Origin of the sequence: Haloactinopolyspora alba, from assembly GCF_003014555.1 — a bacterium.
Taxonomy (GTDB): domain Bacteria; phylum Actinomycetota; class Actinomycetes; order Jiangellales; family Jiangellaceae; genus Haloactinopolyspora; species Haloactinopolyspora alba.
On sequence record NZ_PYGE01000008.1, the window covers coordinates 137,979 to 155,695 of the forward strand.

19 protein-coding genes are annotated in these 17,717 nt (G+C 71.5%); 8 read left to right on the plus strand and 11 right to left on the minus strand.

The genetic code is table 11. From position 1 onward, the window contains the following. Positions 1 to 31: 31 nt before the first annotated feature. A complete protein-coding gene (locus tag CLV30_RS12840; RefSeq protein ID WP_129710940.1) occupies positions 32 to 1,270 on the plus strand; it encodes a CapA family protein in 1,239 nt (412 codons plus the stop codon). Here CLV30_RS12840 and CLV30_RS26460 read toward each other — a convergent pair. Further along, on the minus strand, positions 1,235 to 1,933 hold the full coding sequence (locus CLV30_RS26460; protein ID WP_165358543.1) for an HAD-IC family P-type ATPase: 699 nt from the start codon (positions 1,931 to 1,933) through the stop codon (positions 1,235 to 1,237). The genes CLV30_RS12840 and CLV30_RS26460 overlap by 36 nt on opposite strands. Positions 1,934 to 2,449: 516 nt before the next feature. Continuing rightward, a complete protein-coding gene (locus tag CLV30_RS27545) occupies positions 2,450 to 2,770 on the minus strand; it encodes a metal-sensitive transcriptional regulator (protein WP_106537694.1) in 321 nt (106 codons plus the stop codon). A 114-nt stretch (positions 2,771 to 2,884) separates the two neighbouring features. On the opposite strand from CLV30_RS27545, the gene CLV30_RS12855 reads away from it, so the two are divergent. Beyond that, positions 2,885 to 3,487: a uridine kinase family protein gene (locus CLV30_RS12855; protein WP_205740685.1), complete on the plus strand. Its 603-nt coding sequence runs from the start codon at positions 2,885 to 2,887 to the stop codon at positions 3,485 to 3,487. Between the two features lie 70 nt (positions 3,488 to 3,557). Beyond that, the gene (locus CLV30_RS12860) at positions 3,558 to 3,764 is read left to right on the plus strand and encodes a PspC domain-containing protein (RefSeq protein WP_106537614.1); all 207 of its coding nucleotides are present in this window, start codon (positions 3,558 to 3,560) and stop codon (positions 3,762 to 3,764) included. A gap of 11 nt (positions 3,765 to 3,775) precedes the next feature. Here CLV30_RS12860 and CLV30_RS12865 read toward each other — a convergent pair whose 3' ends face one another. After that, entirely contained in the window at positions 3,776 to 4,891 is a 1,116-nt protein-coding gene (locus CLV30_RS12865; protein WP_106537615.1) for an adenosine deaminase, read from the minus strand. A gap of 39 nt (positions 4,892 to 4,930) precedes the next feature. Here CLV30_RS12865 and pta point away from each other — a divergent pair, with 39 nt between their 5' ends. Next, on the plus strand, positions 4,931 to 7,015 hold the full coding sequence (pta, locus tag CLV30_RS12870; RefSeq protein ID WP_106537616.1) for a phosphate acetyltransferase: 2,085 nt from the start codon (positions 4,931 to 4,933) through the stop codon (positions 7,013 to 7,015). Between the two features lie 8 nt (positions 7,016 to 7,023). Here pta and CLV30_RS12875 read toward each other — a convergent pair whose 3' ends face one another. Then, the gene (locus tag CLV30_RS12875) at positions 7,024 to 7,986 is read right to left on the minus strand and encodes an LLM class flavin-dependent oxidoreductase (protein ID WP_205740686.1); all 963 of its coding nucleotides are present in this window, start codon (positions 7,984 to 7,986) and stop codon (positions 7,024 to 7,026) included. A 53-nt stretch (positions 7,987 to 8,039) separates the two neighbouring features. Between CLV30_RS12875 and CLV30_RS12880 the strand changes: the two genes are divergently transcribed. Then, positions 8,040 to 9,266, plus strand: a complete 1,227-nt coding sequence (locus tag CLV30_RS12880) for an acetate/propionate family kinase (protein ID WP_106537617.1) — start codon at positions 8,040 to 8,042, stop codon at positions 9,264 to 9,266. A gap of 120 nt (positions 9,267 to 9,386) precedes the next feature. Here the strand turns inward: CLV30_RS12880 and CLV30_RS12885 are convergent, their stop codons facing one another. Beyond that, positions 9,387 to 10,220, minus strand: a complete 834-nt coding sequence (locus CLV30_RS12885; protein ID WP_106537618.1) for a fumarylacetoacetate hydrolase family protein — start codon at positions 10,218 to 10,220, stop codon at positions 9,387 to 9,389. Between the two features lie 12 nt (positions 10,221 to 10,232). After that, positions 10,233 to 10,715, minus strand: a complete 483-nt coding sequence (locus tag CLV30_RS12890; protein WP_106537619.1) for a TIGR03618 family F420-dependent PPOX class oxidoreductase — start codon at positions 10,713 to 10,715, stop codon at positions 10,233 to 10,235. A 207-nt stretch (positions 10,716 to 10,922) separates the two neighbouring features. On the opposite strand from CLV30_RS12890, the gene CLV30_RS12895 reads away from it, so the two are divergent. Then, complete coding sequence (locus CLV30_RS12895; protein WP_106537696.1) at positions 10,923 to 11,138, plus strand: hypothetical protein; 216 nt, start codon at positions 10,923 to 10,925, stop codon at positions 11,136 to 11,138. Between the two features lie 55 nt (positions 11,139 to 11,193). After that, the gene (locus CLV30_RS12900) at positions 11,194 to 11,868 is read left to right on the plus strand and encodes an ATP-dependent Clp protease proteolytic subunit (RefSeq protein WP_165358544.1); all 675 of its coding nucleotides are present in this window, start codon (positions 11,194 to 11,196) and stop codon (positions 11,866 to 11,868) included. 53 nt (positions 11,869 to 11,921) lie between these two features. Here CLV30_RS12900 and CLV30_RS12905 read toward each other — a convergent pair whose 3' ends face one another. Beyond that, complete coding sequence (locus tag CLV30_RS12905) at positions 11,922 to 12,806, minus strand: phosphotransferase enzyme family protein (protein WP_106537621.1); 885 nt, start codon at positions 12,804 to 12,806, stop codon at positions 11,922 to 11,924. Next, on the minus strand, positions 12,803 to 14,140 hold the full coding sequence (locus CLV30_RS12910) for an NsdA family TPR-like regulatory protein (RefSeq protein WP_211300056.1): 1,338 nt from the start codon (positions 14,138 to 14,140) through the stop codon (positions 12,803 to 12,805). Before CLV30_RS12910 ends, CLV30_RS12905 begins: the two co-directional genes overlap by 4 nt. 278 nt (positions 14,141 to 14,418) lie before the next feature. Here CLV30_RS12910 and CLV30_RS26465 point away from each other — a divergent pair, with 278 nt between their 5' ends. Then, positions 14,419 to 14,592, plus strand: coding sequence for a hypothetical protein (locus CLV30_RS26465; protein ID WP_165358545.1), 174 nt, complete (start codon positions 14,419 to 14,421; stop codon positions 14,590 to 14,592). A 165-nt stretch (positions 14,593 to 14,757) separates the two neighbouring features. On the opposite strand, the gene CLV30_RS12915 is transcribed toward CLV30_RS26465, so the two are convergent. From CLV30_RS12915 to CLV30_RS12925, 3 genes are all read right to left on the minus strand, one after another. Further along, a complete protein-coding gene (locus tag CLV30_RS12915; RefSeq protein ID WP_106537622.1) occupies positions 14,758 to 15,129 on the minus strand; it encodes a cupin domain-containing protein in 372 nt (123 codons plus the stop codon). Between the two features lie 53 nt (positions 15,130 to 15,182). Next, positions 15,183 to 16,493 carry a thymidine phosphorylase gene (locus CLV30_RS12920; RefSeq protein WP_106537623.1) on the minus strand — a complete coding sequence of 437 codons (1,311 nt, stop codon included), beginning with the start codon at positions 16,491 to 16,493 and terminating at the stop codon, positions 15,183 to 15,185. Positions 16,494 to 16,669: 176 nt separating this feature from the next. Beyond that, positions 16,670 to 17,638 (minus strand): hypothetical protein, encoded by a 969-nt coding sequence (locus CLV30_RS12925; protein ID WP_106537624.1) that lies wholly within the window; start codon positions 17,636 to 17,638, stop codon positions 16,670 to 16,672. Between the last annotated feature and the right edge of the window lie 79 nt (positions 17,639 to 17,717).

Consider the following 17,717-nt stretch of genomic DNA (forward strand, 5'->3'; position numbering starts at 1 on the left):
CCACGTGGCCGCCGGCCATACCCTCGAAGACATGGCTGGCCGAACGGTTGCACACCGGCGACCGGCTCTGGTGCGGGTCGCGGCGAGCCTCGCGGCGGCCGGACTCGTCACCGTCGGGTGCGCCGGCGACGGGCGGGACGACACGGCCGCGCGGCCGACCGCACCCGGCGAGTCGACGACGCGGCCGCCGGACACCGGCCCGGCATCGCCCTCGACGACGCCCGCCACCACGTCCCCGTCTCCGCGCGCACCGGCGCCACCCGAGGCGTCGCCACCCGCCTCGTCTCGAACCTCCCCGTCTCCACCCGCCCCGGCGCCGGTCACTCTCGCGTTCGCCGGTGACATCCACTTCGAGGGTGAGCTGCGCGCCCGCCTGGACGACCCGGCCGACGCGCTCGCCCCCGCGAAACCGGCGCTGTCGGCCGCCGACCTGACCGTCGCCAACCTCGAGACGTCCATCGGCGACTCCGGGCGGCCGGCCGCGGACAAGCGGTACACCTTCCAGGCGCCGCCGTCCGCGCTGCGGGCTCTGGCGTCGGCCGGGGTGGACGTGGCGACGATGGCGAACAACCATGGGCTCGACTTCGGCGCCGCGGGCCTGGCCGACACCCTGGCGGCCGCCGACGACGCGCGAACCGGGGAGCCCGCGATCGACGTCGTCGGCATCGGCCGCGACACCGACGACGCCTTCGCCCCGGCACTGCACGAGGTGGGCGGCACGACGGTCGCCGTGCTCGGCGCGTCACTGCCGGACGACCCGACCGCGGATCCGACGGCGCACTGGGCGGCCACCGCGTCGTCGGGAGGCGTCGCGGTGGCGCTCGACCCCGCACGGCTGCTCGCCGCCGTCCGGCACGCACGCGACACGGCCGACGTCGTGGCCGTCTATCTGCACTGGGGCGTCCAGGGCGAGCGCTGCCCGAGCGACAGCCAGCGCGATCTTGCCTCTGCCCTCGCCGGCGCCGGCGCGGACGTCGTCGTCGGCAGCCATGCGCACCGCCTTCAGGGTGCCGGCACGCTCGACGGCACCTACGTCGCCTATGGCCTGGGCAACTTCGCCTGGTACACGCAGAGCCCGACGACGTCGCCCACCGGCGTGCTCACCGTCACGGCCGACGGCACCGGCGTCACCGACGCCACCTGGACGCCGGCGCGGATCGGCTCCGACGGACTGCCCGACTTCGTCACCGGTGCTGATGCCGAGCAGATGTCCGGCGATTTCGCGTCGCTGCGCTCATGCACCGATCTTCGGCCGTTGCCCGACCGGTGACGTCGGTGGACGAGGCCGGGCCCGCGAACTGCAACGGAACGTCAGTGGCGCCGAAGCCCTGAACCAGCGCAGACGGAGACTGTTGACCACCACGACCACAGCCGACATCGCCGTCACCGCTACCGCGGCCAGCGGGCTCAGCATTCCCGTCGCCGCCAACGGCAGGGCCGCGAAGTGGACCGCGAACGCCCAGAACTCGTTCGCCTTGACGATGGAAAGGATGCGCCGGAACAGCCGGACGGCCTCGGCGGCCGTCCGCAGGTCGCCGCGCACGAGCGTGACGTCCTGCTCCTCTGGCACCACGTCCGGGCACGTGCCGATGGACAGTCCCAGGTCGGATCCGGCCAGGGCCGCCGTGTCGTTCACACCATCGCCGACCATGGAGACCACCGCGCCGCGTTCGTGCAGGTGGGCGACCGGCTCGAGCTGTCCGGCCGGCAGCATCTCCGGCACGATCTCGTCGATGCCGACCTGTTCGGCCACCGACCACGGGGGCGACTCGTCGTCGCCAGTCAGCAGTACCGGGTTCAGACCGAGGTCACGCAGTTCGGCGACGGCTCGTGCCGCGGTCTCGTCGACGATGTCGGCGACGACGAGCACGCCGCGCGTGGCGCCGTCCCAGCCGACGAAGACAACCGTGTCACCCTCGTCTTCGGCACGCATCGTGACCTGTGCCAGGGACTCCGGAACGGATGACGCCGCCAGCGCTGCCGCGACCCGCAGTCGAGGTAGCGTCCCGCCACGACCACCGTGGTGAGGCCGCCGGCGGCGCCGAAGTAGATCGCCGGCTCGCCGTCGGTGCGCGGCACCGTGAGCTCGAACCCATGTGTCCCCGGCTCGCCGGCGGAGCCGAAAACGAGCATGTACACCGACCATCCGAGCGCGAGCCACGTGCCGAGGGACACGGGCACGTCCCGGGTGTAGACGTAGTGGCGCAGGTTCGTCCACGTGGTCCGGTGAATGTCCCAACCGCCCCAGAGCACGACCACCGCCGTCAATGCCAACGACAGCCATTGCCACGACGTGAACCGCAGGGCCGGGATCGTCGTCAGGGCCACGACCGGCAGGCTCAACAGCGCGCAGACGGCGGCCCGGCGCCGCGACGGTGTCGTCGCCGGGATCAGCGTCGTCGGTGGCGGACGAGGACGACGCCCCGGACGTGTCCGCATCCATGGTCGGTCATGATCGCACGAGTCGCGCAATGGCGTCGGAGGCCTCTTTGACCTTCTCGTCGGCCTCCGGCCCGCCGGAGCGCGCCGCCTCGAGCACGCAGTGACTGAGGTGCTCCTCGAGCAGCCCGAGCGCCACCGAGTGCAGCGCCTTGGTCATCGCCGAGACCTGGGTGAGGATGTCGATGCAGTACTTCTCGTCGTCCACCATCCGCTGCAGTCCCCGGGCCTGACCCTCGATGCGGCTCAGCCGCTTCAGGTAGTCGTCCTTGCGGTGGATGTAGCCGTGCGTGCCACCGTGCTCGTCGGCGTGCCGATCCAGCTGCGGCATGTCGTCCACGGTCAGCCCCTTCCTGGGTTCGTCGGATCGCGCCCCTCGAGTGTATACCCGGGGCGGGTATAGTCGGCCGTTCCGGACGCCTGCTCCGTGCGACAATTGTCTGTCGTGCGTCGAGTCGTTCTTCTCGCGGGTCCGTCCGGCAGTGGCAAGTCCCGGCTCGCCTGCGAAAGCGGGCTACCGGTGGTCAACCTCGACGACTTCTACCACGACGGCGACCACCCCGGCATGCCACGCGATCCCGACCTGGGCATCATCGACTGGGACGACCCGCGCGCCTGGGACGGTGAACGCGCCTGCGACACGCTCGCCGACCTGTGCCGGACCGGCACCGCCGAGATTCCCAGTTACGACATCAGCGTCGACAGCGCCACCGGCAGCCACACCGTCGACGTGGGCGCGGCCGCGGTGATCGTGGCCGAAGGGCTGTTCGCCGGCGAGATCGTCGCGGCGTGTCGAGAGCGCGGCATCCTGGCCGACGCCCTCGTCGTGCGCCGCAGCCCATGGAAGAACTTTCTCCGCCGGTTGGCACGCGACCTCGCCGAGCGCCGCAAACCACCGCTGACACTCGTACGCCGCGGCATCGGCCTGGCCCGGCGAGAGCGGGCGCTCGTCCGTCGTCAGCTGACGCTGGGCGCCCGGCCGGTCGGCGCCGACGGTGTCCGGGCCGCCATCAGGGCCGCAACCGAGGCGCCGTCCGGGATGCCCTGAACTCCGACCTCGGGGGACGGCCATCCACGAGTGGGATGAACGCCGCCGCGCACAGGTCTACCGTTGAACCATGAGCCTGAATCACTCGGGCCGACGGAACCTCGTCCGCCCCCGCGACGGAAAGATCATCGCCGGTGTGTGCGCCGGACTCGCACGGCGGTTCGGCACCACGACCACCACGATGCGCGTGATCTTCATCGCCTCGTGCATCCTGCCCGGCACCCAGGTGCTGGTCTACATCGCGCTGTGGATCATCATGCCGAAAGAGGGCGGCTGAGCCTCGCCCGATCAGGACGACGGCGCGCGCACGTGGGCGAACGCGCGGTTCGCGTTCAGCGCCGCGTACCCGGGCTTGACGACGTCGTTGATCAGCGCCAGGCGCTGGTCGAACGGGATGAACGCGCTCTTCAGGGCGTTCACCGTGAACCATTGGAAGTCGTCGAGGTCGTACCCGAACGCGTCGGTCAGCAGCGCGAACTCGTGCGACATGGACGTCCCGCTCATCAGCCGGTTGTCGGTGTTCACGGTGACCCGGAAGCGCAGCCTCGCCAGCAGGCCGAACGGGTGCTCGGCGATGGAGTCCGCCGCGCCGGTCTGGATGTTCGACGACGGACACAGCTCCAGCGGGACGCGCTTGTCGCGGACGTAGGCCGCCAGCCGTCCCAGCGTGGCCGTCCCGTCCGCGGCGACCGTCATGTCGTCGACGATGCGCACGCCGTGTCCCAGCCGATCCGCCCCGCACCACTGCAGCGCCTCCCAGATGGACGGCAACCCGAACGCCTCACCGGCGTGGATGGTGAAGTGCGCGTTCTCGCGCTGCAGGAACTCGAACGCGTCGAGATGCCGGGTAGGAGGGAACCCCGCTTCCGCCCCGGCGATGTCGAAGCCGACGACGCCGGCGTCACGGTGCTCCACGACGAGCTCGGCGATCTCGCGTGACCGGGCCGCCTGGCGCATCGCCGCCAGCAGCGAACCGACGCGGATCGGCCGGCCCGCCGCGGCCGCCCGCGACTCGCCGAGACGGAACCCCGCCTCCACCGCCTCGACGACCTCCTCCAGGTTCAGTCCGCCGGCGACGTGCAGCTCCGGCGCGTACTTCACCTCCGCGTAGACGACGCCGTCGGCGGCGAGGTCCTCGGCACACTCCGCCGCCACCCGGGTCAGCGCCTCCCTGGTCTGCATGATGCCGACCGTGTGCGCGAACGTCTCGAGGTAGCGCTCCAGCGACCCGGAATACGCCGAGTCGACGAACCACGACCGCAGGCTCTCGGCGTCTCCGGCCGGGAGCTCGTAACCGACGTCCGCCGCCAGCTCCAGCACCGTCTCGGGTCGCAGCCCGCCGTCGAGGTGGTCGTGCAACAAGACCTTCGGCGCCGTCGCGATCTCGTCCTGGGTGGGTGTCATGCTTCGACGCTACTCCGTGCGCGGGATAGCCTCGCGCTCGTGGTCCGCAGTGTCTACGTGGCGTCGGTCACCGGGGAGACCGGCAAGTCCACCGTCGCCCTCGGCGTCCTCGAAGCCTTGACCAGGCGGCTCGGACGCGTCGGCGTCTTCCGGCCGATCGTGCGCTCCGGACCCCGGCCGGACTACGTGCTCGAGCTGCTGCTCGAGCACGACGGCGTCGACCTGCCCTACGAGCTCTGCGCCGGCGTGACCTACGACGAGGTGCACGCCGACGCGGACGCAGCCATGAGCACCATCCTGGACCGTTACCGCGAGGTCGCCGCGCGTTGTGAGGCGGTCGTCGTGGTGGGCAGCGACTACACCGACGTGGACAGTCCCACCGAGTTCTCGTTCAACGCGCGCGTGGCGGCGAACCTCGGCGCTCCGGTGATCCTGGTGCTGAACGGCCGCGACCGCAGCGCCGACGACGTGCGCGCCGTCGCCGAGATGGCCACCACCGAACTGGCGGCCAACTACGGCACGCTCGTCGCCGTCGTCGCCAACCGGGTCCGGCCCGAACGCCTCGACGCCGTCCGCGCCGCGCTCCGCGACCACGGCACCGCGTACGCACTGCCGGAGAGGCCGCTGCTGTCCGCGCCCACGGTCGGCGACCTGCTCCACGCCTCCGGCGGCGAGCTGTTCCGCGGCGACCCCGCCCGCCTCGGGCGCGAGGCGGGCGGTCTCGTCGTCGCCGGCATGACCGTGCCGCACGTGCTGGACCGGCTGGTCGACGACGGCGTCGTCATCACCCCCGCCGACCGCACCGACGTCGTCCTCGGCGTGCTGACCGCGCACGCGTCGACGACCTTCCCGACACTGGCGGGCGTGGTCCTCAACGGCGGCTTCGAGCTGCCGCCGCAGATCGTCCAGGTGATCGACGGCCTCGACCTGGGCCTGCCGATCGTCACCGTGCCCGGCGACACGTTCCAGACGGCGACGACGCTGGCCGCGGTGCGCGGCCGGCTGACCCACGACTCGACCCGCAAGGTGCAGACCGCGCTCGCCCTGTTCGACGATCACGTCGACGCCGCGGAGCTGCTGGACCGCCTCGACGTCGCCCGCAGCGACGTCGTCACGCCGCTGATGTTCGAGCACGAGCTGATCGAGCGCGCCCGCGCCGGCCCCCGGCACGTCGTGCTGCCCGAGGCCGACGACGACCGCGTCCTGCAGGCGGCGGACACGGTTCTGCGCCGCGGCATCGCCGACGTCACCCTGCTGGGACGCCGCGACGACGTCGACGCCGCCGCCGTCCGGCTGGGGCTCGACCTCGACGCCGCGCAGGTGGTCGACCCGGCCGGCGCCGAACCCCGCGAACGTCTGGCCCGCGAGTACGCCGCCCTCCGTGAGCACAAGGGCGTCACCATGGAGGCCGCGCGCGAACAGGTCGCCGACGTGTCCTACTTCGCCACGCTGATGGTGCTGCTCGGCCTCGCCGACGCGATGGTGTCCGGTGCGGCGCACACCACCGCGCACACCATCCGCCCGTCGTTCGAGGTGGTGAAGACGGTCCCGGGCGTGTCGGTCGTGTCCAGCGTGTTCTTCATGTGCCTGCCCGACCGGGTGCTGGTCTACGGCGACTGCGCCGTCAACCCGGACCCGACCGCCGAGCAGCTGGCCGACATCGCGATCTCGTCGGCGAGCACGGCGGCCCAGTTCGGTGTCGAGCCGCGGATCGCGATGCTGTCGTACTCGACCGGTGAGTCCGGTTCCGGCTCGGACGTGGACAAGGTGCGCGAGGCCACCACGCTGGTACGCGACAGGCGACCGGACCTGTCGGTCGAGGGGCCGATCCAGTACGACGCCGCCGTCGACGCGAGTGTGGCCCGCACCAAGATGCCCGGCAGCGACGTCGCGGGCCGGGCCACCGTGTTCATCTTTCCCGACCTCAACACCGGCAACAACACCTACAAGGCGGTGCAGCGCAGCTCCGGTGCGGTGGCCGTGGGCCCGGTACTGCAGGGCCTGCGCCGCCCGGTCAACGACCTGTCCCGGGGCGCGTCGGTGCGCGACATCGTCACGACCATCGCGATCACGGCGATCCAGGCGCAGTCGGTCGCCGCGGCAGAGCACGAGAGCCCGACGTGACCCGGCGCCTAGCGCGCGGCGAGCGCGACGATGTCGGCGACCTGGCCACGGGCGACCTCGACATCCGGGGACGGGTACAGCCCGACGCTGCGGACACCGGCGCGTTCGAGCGCGTCGACGTGCTCGAACGCGTCGTCCATGGTGCCGATCGGAGCCAGCTCGGTCCACCACTGCGGCGGCATGCTCACCAGGCCGTCCAGCCCCTTCTCCGCATAGCGCGCCGCGAGGTCGTCGTAGAACGGCACGGCCGTGATCGCGGTGGTGGCCTCGTCCAGCACACGGGCCAGCCACGGCGCCATGATGCGGTAGGCCTCTTCGCGGTCACGCTGCACGCACAGCACACCGAAGGTGGCGACGTGGAAGTCGTCCGGCCGCCGGCCCGCCTGCTCCAGCGCCCAGCGGACGTACGCGGGCCCGGCCGGCTCGGCCAGCACGACTCCGCCGGCGACCCGGCCGGCCATCGCCAGCGAACGCGGACCGCGCACGCCCGCGAGCAGCGGCGGCGGGCTCGCCGGCGGCTGGTCCAGCTGGACGCCGTCGAGATCGACGTAGTGCCCGTGCGTGGTGACGTTCTCGCCCGCGAGCAGCCGGCCGACCGCGACCAGCACCTCTTCGAGCGAGGTGAGCGGCGAGGCCGGCCGCGCGCCCATCTGCGCCATCCACGTCTGCACGCCGTGTCCGATGCCCGGCAGCAGCCGCCCCGGAGCGAGACCGTCGAGCGTCGCGAACTCCATGGCCGTCACCGCGGGGTTGCGCGCGACCGCCGGCAGAATGCCGATACCGACCTCGAGTTGTTCGGTGACGGTCAGCGCCGAAGCTGCGAGACTGACCCCGGCGGTGTAGAAACAGTCCTCGATGACCCAGAGCTGACCTGCACCGCCCCGGTCGAGCGCTCGCGCCAGCTCCGTGACGAGCTGCGGCGGGAACGTCCGGTCGAAGCACAACCCGATCTGCATGCGGTTCGTAGGCATGGCGGCATGCTAGCCGCCCACACCGACAGCCCCTCACCGAACGGAACCTCCCGATGACCACGACCGTGCTCGTCCTGAACTGCGGATCGTCGTCGATCAAGTACCAGCTCGTCGACGTCGCCAACGGCAAGTCCCTGGCCAAGGGGGTGCTCGAGCGGATCGGCGAGCCGTCCGCGCGGTTGCGCCGCGACGACGCCGGCACGGGTGACCAGGATGGCCCGGGCAGCACGGACGGTACCGTCCAGGACGACGTCGCCGCCGCCGACCACGAGGCCGCGCTGGACGTGATCCTGCGCGCGCTCGAATCCGGAGAGCACCCGCTGTCCGAGGTCGAGCTCGCGGCGGTGGGCCACCGGGTGGTCCACGGCGGCGACCGCTTCGCCGAGCCTGTGCTGATCGACGACGACGTCGAGCACAGCATCGACGTGCTGTCGTCACTGGCGCCGCTGCACAACCCGCCGAACCTGGCCGGTGTCCGGGTGGCTCGCCGGGCGCTGCCGCACGTTCCGCACGTCGCCGTCTTCGACACCGCCTTCCACCAGACGCTGCCGCCGTCGGCGTACACGTATGCCCTGGAGTCGCGGACGGCGGCGGAGCACGGGGTGCGCCGCTACGGCTTCCACGGCACGTCGGTGTCCTACGTCAGCCGGGCCGCGGCACGGCTGATGGAACGCTCCGTCGAGGACCTCAACCTGATCGTGCTGCACCTGGGCAACGGCGCGTCGGCCACGGCCGTGCGCGGCGGGCGCTCCGTCGACACCTCGATGGGCCTGACACCGCTCGAAGGGCTGGTCATGGGCACCCGGACCGGCGACATCGACGCCGGAGTGCTGTCGCACCTGCGCCGTGAGGCAGGCCTGGGTATCGACGAGCTGGACGACCTGCTCAACCGGCAGAGCGGGCTGTTGGGCCTGGCCGGGGCCAACGACATGCGCGAGGTACACCGTCGCGCACGCGCCGGCGACGAGGACGCGCGGCTGGCTCGCGAGGTGTACTGCCACCGCGTCCGGCACTACGTCGGCGCGTACCTCGCCGTTCTCGGCCAGGCGCACGCGGTCGTCTTCACCGCCGGCGTGGGCGAGAACGACGCGTGGGTGCGCTCCCATTCGCTGTCCGGGCTGCGCCGCCTCGGCATCGAGGTCGACCACGTGCGGAACTCGTTCGCCGGCAGCCGCTCGCACATCATCTCGCCGGACGGGGCCGAGGTGGCGGTCCTGGTCGTGCCCACGGACGAGGAGTTCGAGATCGCCCGGCAGGCGCTGGACGTCGCCGCCGCCTGACGTCGCCGCCGCTCTACCAGCCCTGGTGACGCGTGCACGATCCTGGTGATGGCCCCGGGCGGCTTTCCATCCCGCGGACTGTTTCGGCAGACTGACCAGACACCCCCGAGGGACGACGTCTCACCGGCCCACGACGGCGACCGGGTTGTGCAGCGTGCCGACCCCGATGACGTCGACCACGACGACGTCGTCGGCGCGCAGCGTGAACTCCGCGCCCGGAACCAGCCCGGTGCCGGTCAGCAGCACCGCGCCGTCCGGGAAGTCCATGGCGCGGAACAGCCAGTCCGCGAGCTCGCCGAAGCTGCGCTTCATCGACGCGGTCGACGTCGTCCCCTCGAACACCGCGGCACCGTCGCGTTCGATGCGCAGCGACACCGGCAGCGGCTCGCCAACCTCCCAGGCCGGCACGATCCCCGGGCCCAGCGCGCACGACCGCTCGTACATCTTCGCCTGCGGCAGGTAGAGCGGGTTCTCGCCCTCGATGGAACGGCTGCTCATGTCGTTGCCGGGCACGTAGCCGACGAGCTCGCCGTAGCAGTTCAGGACCAGGCCGACCTCCGGCTCGGGCACGTCCCACCCGGAATCGGTGCGGACGCCGACCGCGGCACCGTCGGGAACCACCCGCTCCGGGACGGATTTGAAGAAGATCTCCGGACGGTCGGCGTCGTACACCCGCTGGTACATGTCCCCGTGGCCGGACTCCTCGGACCGCCCGTCCCGGCTGCGCAGATAGGTGACACCGGCGGCCCACACCTCCTGCCGGTCGACCGGAGCCAGTACGGCGGCGTCGCCGGCAGTGGCGCCAGGCACCGCGGCGTCGATCCGGGCACGTGCGTCGGTCACCGGCAGCCGCAACAGCTCGGCCAGCGAGAGGTCCAGCTCCGCGTCCACGCCGTCGCGCCGGACGACCCAGCGGGTGGAGCTTCCGTCACTCAGCCGCAGTAGTGTGCTCATGGGGCCTGCACGTTACTGCACCAGTTCGTCGAAGACGACGCCGTACAGGCGCGTCACCCGCAGTCTGATCACCAGACGCTCGTCGGCGACCATCTGCCGCAGGAACGCGTCCTCGTCGCCGGGATCGACCGGCATGCTCGTGGACGCCAGCAGCTCGCGTCCCGCCGCGTCGCCGGGTTCGGTGCTGACGTCGGAGAGCTCGGCCGTCCCTTCGGCGGTGGCGAACGCGAACAGCCCCGAGCCGTAGACGTGCAGGGCACTGCGCGGGTCGCGGCGCAGATGGCGGGTCTTGAGCCGCTTCGCGGTCGTCGAGAACCGCGCGATCCGCTCGGCGGGATCCCAGGTGTAGAGCATGGTGCTCAGATGCGGATGTCCGTCCGGTGTGTTCACGGCCAGCACGCCGGACCCGGCCGTTGCCACCATGTTCACGAGCTCGTCCTCGCTCGGCCGCCGTGGCGGCGGACCGGTGCCGGGCCCGTACCCGTTGTTGGTCATTGATCGTCTCCTTGGGGAATGGTTTGTAACAGCGACCATCATCCGTTCCTGGGTCGAGCATGGGAAGAGGGCACATGCGTGTTCCGTGGGCACATGCGTGTGACGCTCGAGGCCACGGCACCCGCCCCGGTGCCGGCCCCGGCCCTGGCTCCGGCACACGACCGTCCGGCACGACGACGCGTGCGCCGGCGTGGCAGGGTGGTCGGTGTGAGCGACGCATCGTCGGCGGCACGTGAGCCCGCGACCTGCTCGGCCAAGGGCTGCCGGGCGACGGCGGAGTACGCCGTCGTGTGGAACAACCCCAAGGTCCACACCCCCGAGCGTGAGAAGGTCTGGGCCGCCTGCGGCGAGCACCGGCAGTTCCTCGCCGACTTCCTGGAGATCCGCGGCTTCCTCCTGCGCGTCGACCCGTGGACGGCGTGAGCAGGTCGCGCGCATGCTGGTGGTGAGCCCCACCCTCGCGCGGAGGTGCTATTCGATGATCCACACGACCCCCTTCGGCGGCCCACCGGCGGGCCAGGAGATACCACCGCCGTCGCATCCGCGTCCGCCCTGGCATCCGTCGCCGCACCAGCCCGAACCCCCGGCGCCCGGCCCGACGGTGCCGAGCTGGGAGGAAGCCGTGCCGGCGCCGCCCGGGGACGACCTCACCGACCGGCTGCTGCAGCAGCGCATCGTGTACCTCGGCGGGGTTCTCGACACCGCGCTGGCCAACCGCGGTGCGAGCCAACTGCTCCTGCTCGACCGGCGCGACGACGCCCCGATCGAGCTCCATCTGACCTGCCGCGACAGCGAGCTCGACGCCTCTCTCGCACTCGCGGACACGGTCGAGACGGTCTCGGCGACGGTGAGCGTGTTCATGCACGGCACGGTCTGCGGGCCGGCCGTCGCGGTCGCGTGCGCCGGAGACGAACGCGTCGCGCATCACGGCACGACCATCGTGCTCTCGCAGCCGCGCGGCTCGGCCGACGGAACCGCCGACGAGCTCACCGTCCAAGCCCAGCAGCACGAACGCCAGTGCGCGCGCCTGCGCGACCTCGTCGCCACCACGACCGGCCGCGCTCCGGACGACGTCGGCGCCGACCTGCGTACCGGCCGCGTGCTCTCGGCCGAAGAAGCGCAGACCTACGGTCTGGTCGACCGGCTCCGCTGAGGACGCCGCCGCCCGGCCCGCGCCCGCGCACGGCATCGGTCACACGAAGCCGGTCACACGATGCGCTTCCAGCGCCACGGCCGCGGCCCGCCATGCCCGCGCAGGCACGCGACGCGCCGTGCGGCCTCGTCCCGCGCGGCGGCCCCGGTGGCGGCGTGCTGCAGCATGTACGAGCAGGCGCGCAGCTCGCGGATGTCGCGCAGCGTCGCGAACCCGGCCCACTGCGTGACGTCATGGCCGTACGCGATGCAGAACGCCTCGTACTCGCGCGCGTCCAACGTGCCGAACGACGTCAGCCGCACTGCCGTGGAGACGAGGTCCCACTCCGGCGGCCCCACCGAGAACCTCTCCAGATCCATCAGCCAGGGGGTGCCCTCGTCGTCCACGAGGACGTTCCCCACCCACGCGTCCCCGTGGACGACGCCGTGCGGCAAACCGGCCGGCAGCTCGGCATAGCGCCGCTCGAGGTCGTCGAGATACGCGAGCAGCCACGTCCGGTCCGCCGCGGAGATCGTCTCCGCCGAACCCAGCCGATCGCGCACCCGGACGAACGGCGCCAGCGGCGGCAGCCGGAACTCCTGCGGAGGCTGCAGCCCATGCAGCCTCCGCAGCACGGACGCGACGTGCAGGTGCTCACCGTCGTGGTGGGCGGGTAGCTCCCGCCAGAAGGTCACGGCGGTGCCGTCGACGTCGACCGGTTGCTCGATGCCGGGCACCACGCGGGCCGCTCGGAGCCCCGAGCGCTCCAGCCAACGGGCGACGCGGACCTCGGTGACGGCGGCGGGGGTCTGGCCGGCCCGGCTCACCCGTGCGATCACGCCGCCGGCGAGGCGGTACACGGCGTTCTCCGCCACCCGGATCCGCTCCGCACCCCGCACGTCCAGACCGGCGCGACGGCACGCGTGATCGAGGACCTGATCGAGGCCGTGCCGGGTCACGTCAAGGTGGCGGTGAGCCGGTGCCGCAGCTCGCCGACCTCGGCGAGGCCGCGATGCCTGCCGGCGTAGTCACGCAGCTCGGCGAGATCCATCGCGGCACGGCGGGAGTGCAGCCGGCCGGCGTCGTCGACCGCCACCAACCCCACCTGCGCCGCCTCGTGCGGATCGCCGGTGGCCATGGTCAGCGAGGCGAGCTTGGTCTGTGACATCGCTCGCGAGCGGGCGTACTCGGCGGTGTGCCCGTCGATCGCCGTCTTGAGCCTGTCGGCGGCGTCCGTGCTGTGCCCCTGGATACTCAGGTCGAACAACGCGTGCCCGGTGTCGCCGGCGTGCTGGGCGGCGTCGTAGTACGACATCCACGGCGGATCGTGGGACGGTTCGGCGTGCCCGAAGGCGTCGTCGGCGGCGCCGACGGCACGCAACGTCTCGTCGTAGCGGCCCATCTTCGCCAGTGCCCGGGCACGTGCGGTGTGCAGCATCGCCCGCTCGGAGCCCGTCAGCCGATCGGCACGGACGAGGGCCAGCTCGGCCCACGTCAGGCCCTCGTCCGGGTTGCCGCGCCAGATCTCCTGCCGCGCCAACGACGACAGCACCTTGGCCCGCAGGTGCCAGCTCTGTACCTCTTCGGAGCACGCGAGCGCGAACCGGAACGTCTGCCGCGCCTCGTCGTACGCGCAGGCGTCGAACGCCATGTGCGCCGTGGCATGTCCCAGCAGGCCGACGGCCTCGTGCACCTCGACGCGGACGTCGGCCGAGCTACGCGCGTTGAGCAACTGGGCGAACCAGCGCAGCTGCGCGTACGCGGCCTCGCGCACACCCGCACCCCCGTGGCTGTGCCCCCAGCTGACCAGCAGCTCGGCCGCGCCACGGACCTGTTCGACGTCGCCGGAGCCGACCCGCTGGGGTGCGTCGCTGGAGCGTAGCGGGGAGAGCATCTCCAGCAGCGCCGACGGTGAGGTCAGCGCGCCCACGCCGACGAACGCCGCGCGGAGGAACTCCTGGCGCTTCACGTCCGGCTCCGTCGCCGCCGTGGCGGCCGGCGGCTTTGCGGCAGCGGCCAGTCGTCGGGTGTTGACGAAACCGATCTCGCGGTCGGAGCCGACGCCCAGCACCGCTCGCAGTGCTTCGCGATAGGACGACTGCGGCCACCGGATGACGCCGCGCTCGAGCTTGCCGATGTAGTTGTCGTCCAGCTCGTGCACGCGTCCGGTGGACTCGAGCAGGTGTGCGTTGACCTGATCGGCCAGCTCCTGCCGAGACATCGGCACGCCCGGGACGTCCCGCGACGGCACGTTCTCTCGGGCTGTCCGTAGGTGATCGTTCGGTTCGCGCACCATGTCTCCACATATGCGGGGAAGACCATGGTGACATTGTCGAACTCGTACTGTCAGGAGATGGCCGAAATCCCGAACCATCCCCCGAATCCTCCCGCCTCACCACCCTGGCGATCACGGGTTTTCGGAGAAATGATCGTTTTACGAGTCATGGCCGGTGGCTTTTCTCCCGATTCGACACCGTTCATGGATGCCGTGACTTGAGGCGGGTTGCCGGTGATACCACCCCGATCCCGGCAACCCGCCGAGTTCAACCACGGGGACTTGGGGGTTCACGGATGCTTCGCCGCGATATCGAGTACGTTCTGACCTGGAACGCAGCGGAGCACAGCTGGGAGGCCCGGCCGATCCGGCGTGACGGCGAGTGGATCATCCGCCTCGACCCGGACGCCGATCAGGTCGACGCGCCACCCGGCCTCGTCGACCCGACCGCGACCGGCGACGACTGGTGAGCCTGCGACACTTTATGCCGAAATGTCCGATTCATTCGGGTGCTCACCACGGTCGAATGCCACCGCCAGCACTCGCTGTTGCACATGCATCCGGATTTTCAGCGTGCGCAGGAATGACGACATGCACATGCAGAAGGCCGGAGTTCACGTGCAGGCACGTGTGCATCACGCAGCCGGCCCCGGGCCGTCCTCACGACCGGCGAGACCGATCTCGAATGCCGGAACACAGACCGAGACGTATTCCGCCCCGCGCTCGCCGGCGACATAGCGGACCCGTTCCCCGGCAGGGGTCCGGACCGCCTCTCCGGCGGCGATCTCCGTGCTCCCGCCGTCGTGTTCGACCATCAGACTGCCGCTGATCACCAGCGTCACCTCGTCGAACCGTGGCGTCTGAGCCGGCTCGTCCCATCCCGGTGGTGCGCTCATGCGGGCGACGGAGACGTTCTCGTCGCCGCTCGACGCCCGCCCGACGTACTCGTCGATGATCTTGCCGCCCGGGACGGGCACGCGCTGTGGTGTCGTGATGTGGCTGATCATGAGCCGAGCGTAGTCGCCGTGGCCCCGTCGATCCGCCGGGCGTGCGCCGGGCGTCAGGAGACGCGGTCGACGACCAGCGGGAGCAGATCCGGCCGCGAGCCCGCGGGAGCAATCACGTACGCGCCGTCCAGAGCGTCGACGGCCCGCTGAATGCGCGCCGGTTCGTCGGTGTGCAGGGTGAGCAACGGCTCCCCGGAACGCACCACCGCACCGGGTTTGACGTGCATCCGGACCCCGGCCGCTGCCTGCACCGGCTCGTCCTGCCGACCGCGCCCCGCGCCCAGCCGCCATGCGGCGACCCCCACCTGGTACGCGTCGAGCGAGGCGAGGGTGCCGTCGGCGGGCGCGAGGATTGTGTGGGTCTCACGTGCCCGGGGCAGATCCGCGTCCGGATCGCCGCCCTGGCCGGCGATCATGCGACGCCACACGTCCATGGCCGTCCCGTCGCGCAGCGCGTCGGCGGGGTCCTTGGCTCCTCCCTGGCCGCTCACCTCCAGCATCTCGCGAGCCAGCCGGACGGTGAGCTCGACGACGTCGTCCGGGCCGCCGCCGCCGAGCACCTCGACGGCCTCGGCGACCTCGAGGGCGTTCCCCGCCGTCAGCCCGAGCGGCGTCGCCATGTTCGTCAGCAGCGCGACCGTCCGCACCCCGGCGTCGGTACCCAGCGCCACCATCGTCTCGGCCAGCTCACGCGCGGACTCGACGTCCTTCATGAACGCGCCCGACCCCACCTTGACGTCCAGGACGAGAGCCGCCGTACCCTCCGCGATCTTCTTGCTCATGATCGACGACGCGATCAGCGGAATCGACTCGACGGTTCCGGTGACGTCGCGCAGCGCGTACAACCGCTTGTCGGCGGGCGCCAGGTCGGCCCCGGCGGCGCAGACGACCGCGCCGGTGTCGCGCAGCACCGACAGCATCTCGTCCGGGGACAGCGACGCCCGCCAGCCGGGGATCGACTCGAGCTTATCGAGGGTCCCTCCGGTGTGCCCGAGCCCGCGCCCGGACAGTTGCGGCACAGCGGCGCCGCACGCCGCCACCGTCGGCGCCAGCGGCAGCGTGATCTTGTCGCCCACACCGCCGGTGGAGTGTTTGTCCGTGGTCGGCCGCTGCACGCCCGACCAGTCCATGCGGCGGCCGGTGCCGATCATGGCCTCGGTCCACCGGGCGATCTCGCGCCGCGACATGCCGTTCAGCAGGATCGCCATGGCCAGAGCGGACATCTGCTCGTCCGCCACGATGCCGCGCGTGTACGCGTCGACCACCCAGTCGATCTGCGCGTCCGGCAGCTCGGCGTGATCGCGTTTGGCCCGGATGACGTCGACCACGTCGAACGGCTCTGTCCCACTCGCGGCGTCGTTCATACGCCGATCATCCCGGATCGTTCTCCACCCGGCCATGCCGCCCCGCCCACCGCGCCGAGAATGATCACGTCCCGCATGGAATTCCCTGCGTCACCACCCCTGCAAGCCTCGTGACGCATGCGAACGCCTCGTGATGCACAAGCCCCAGCCCGGACGGGACGGACGCCGCCTCCGTCTCACCCCTCCCCGGCCACGAGCCGCACACCCAGCATGCGCAGCACATCGCCGATCGGGTTGCAGTACGTCAGCCCCAGCCCGTCCTCGCCCCCGCGCTCACTGCCCGCGAACAGCAACCCGACCCCCGAGCGACCGGCGACGTCGTACACCATCGAGCCGCTGTCACCACCGGCGGAGAACGCGCTGCCACCAATACCGCCGACCTCGATCTGGTTCTCGAAGTCCACGACACCGATCGGGTACTCGACGCCCACGTCGTCGACCTCGATGGCGGTCACACGTCCCCGGGTGGTTCCGGTCGTGCGGCCGACCTTCTCCACCTCCAGGTCGTCACGCACGTCCGACCAGCTGTCGAGCACGCCGCTCGGGTAGGCGGGCTCGATCTCCGAGCCCTCGGCGAGCTCAGCGGTCGCCGCGTCGACGACGTTCGTCCCGTCGGTGCGCAGCTCGATGACCTGTGACAGGGTGCCGACACGGTCCGCCGGGTCCGTGCCGCCGTCGGCCGCGCCGGGCTGCGTCACCGCGTCGCCGACCCGTGCCTGTCCGGAGTTCGCGAGTACGTGGTTGTTCGACAGGATCTGCAGGTCCGTACCGTCGCCGTCGGCGGACGTGACGAACGCGCCGAGCGTGCCGGCCGTGACGTCGACGTGCGCCACCGACAGGCCGGGCCGAAGCGGTCGCTGTCGACGCTGCAGCTCCGCCGGGTCCCATTGCAGTGCACGGACGATGCCGACGTCACGCACGTCGCACTCGTCGCCGGCGAGTTCCTGCCCGCGGACGGAGACGAAGTCAGTCAGTTCGGACCGACCGAACGAGCGGACGGCGACACCGTACGTGCCGGATCCGCGGACGCAGATGCCGACGGCCACGCCTCCGGACACGGTGCGCGGCTCGACCGGGACGGGACGCACCCGCGCTGCCTCCCGACGCAGTTCGGCTTTGATCTCACGTGCGCTCTCGAGGTGCATCCGCAGGTCCTCCGTGGGCTGGTCGGTCGTGGGGTGGCCATCACCAGGATTCCCACCGCATCACGAGGCTTACACGGGT

What these genes read in the sequence shown, in the direction of transcription:
- CLV30_RS12860 (WP_106537614.1), top strand. Translation starts at nt 3,558, where the DNA reads ATGAGCCTGAATCACTCGGGCCGACGGAACCTCGTCCGCCCCCGCGAC.
- CLV30_RS12900 (WP_165358544.1), top strand. Translation starts at nt 11,194, where the DNA reads ATGATCCACACGACCCCCTTCGGCGGCCCACCGGCGGGCCAGGAGATA.
- CLV30_RS12865 (WP_106537615.1), bottom strand. Translation starts at nt 4,891, where the DNA reads ATGACACCCACCCAGGACGAGATCGCGACGGCGCCGAAGGTCTTGTTG.
- CLV30_RS12920 (WP_106537623.1), bottom strand. Translation starts at nt 16,493, where the DNA reads ATGAACGACGCCGCGAGTGGGACAGAGCCGTTCGACGTGGTCGACGTC.
- CLV30_RS12875 (WP_205740686.1), bottom strand. Translation starts at nt 7,986, where the DNA reads ATGCCTACGAACCGCATGCAGATCGGGTTGTGCTTCGACCGGACGTTC.
- CLV30_RS27545 (WP_106537694.1), bottom strand. Translation starts at nt 2,770, where the DNA reads ATGCCGCAGCTGGATCGGCACGCCGACGAGCACGGTGGCACGCACGGC.
- CLV30_RS12880 (WP_106537617.1), top strand. Translation starts at nt 8,040, where the DNA reads ATGACCACGACCGTGCTCGTCCTGAACTGCGGATCGTCGTCGATCAAG.
- CLV30_RS12925 (WP_106537624.1), bottom strand. Translation starts at nt 17,638, where the DNA reads ATGCACCTCGAGAGCGCACGTGAGATCAAAGCCGAACTGCGTCGGGAG.
- CLV30_RS26460 (WP_165358543.1), bottom strand. Translation starts at nt 1,933, where the DNA reads ATGCGTGCCGAAGACGAGGGTGACACGGTTGTCTTCGTCGGCTGGGAC.
- CLV30_RS12840 (WP_129710940.1), top strand. Translation starts at nt 32, where the DNA reads ATGGCTGGCCGAACGGTTGCACACCGGCGACCGGCTCTGGTGCGGGTC.
- CLV30_RS12885 (WP_106537618.1), bottom strand. Translation starts at nt 10,220, where the DNA reads ATGAGCACACTACTGCGGCTGAGTGACGGAAGCTCCACCCGCTGGGTC.
- CLV30_RS12915 (WP_106537622.1), bottom strand. Translation starts at nt 15,129, where the DNA reads ATGATCAGCCACATCACGACACCACAGCGCGTGCCCGTCCCGGGCGGC.
- CLV30_RS12890 (WP_106537619.1), bottom strand. Translation starts at nt 10,715, where the DNA reads ATGACCAACAACGGGTACGGGCCCGGCACCGGTCCGCCGCCACGGCGG.
- CLV30_RS26465 (WP_165358545.1), top strand. Translation starts at nt 14,419, where the DNA reads ATGCTTCGCCGCGATATCGAGTACGTTCTGACCTGGAACGCAGCGGAG.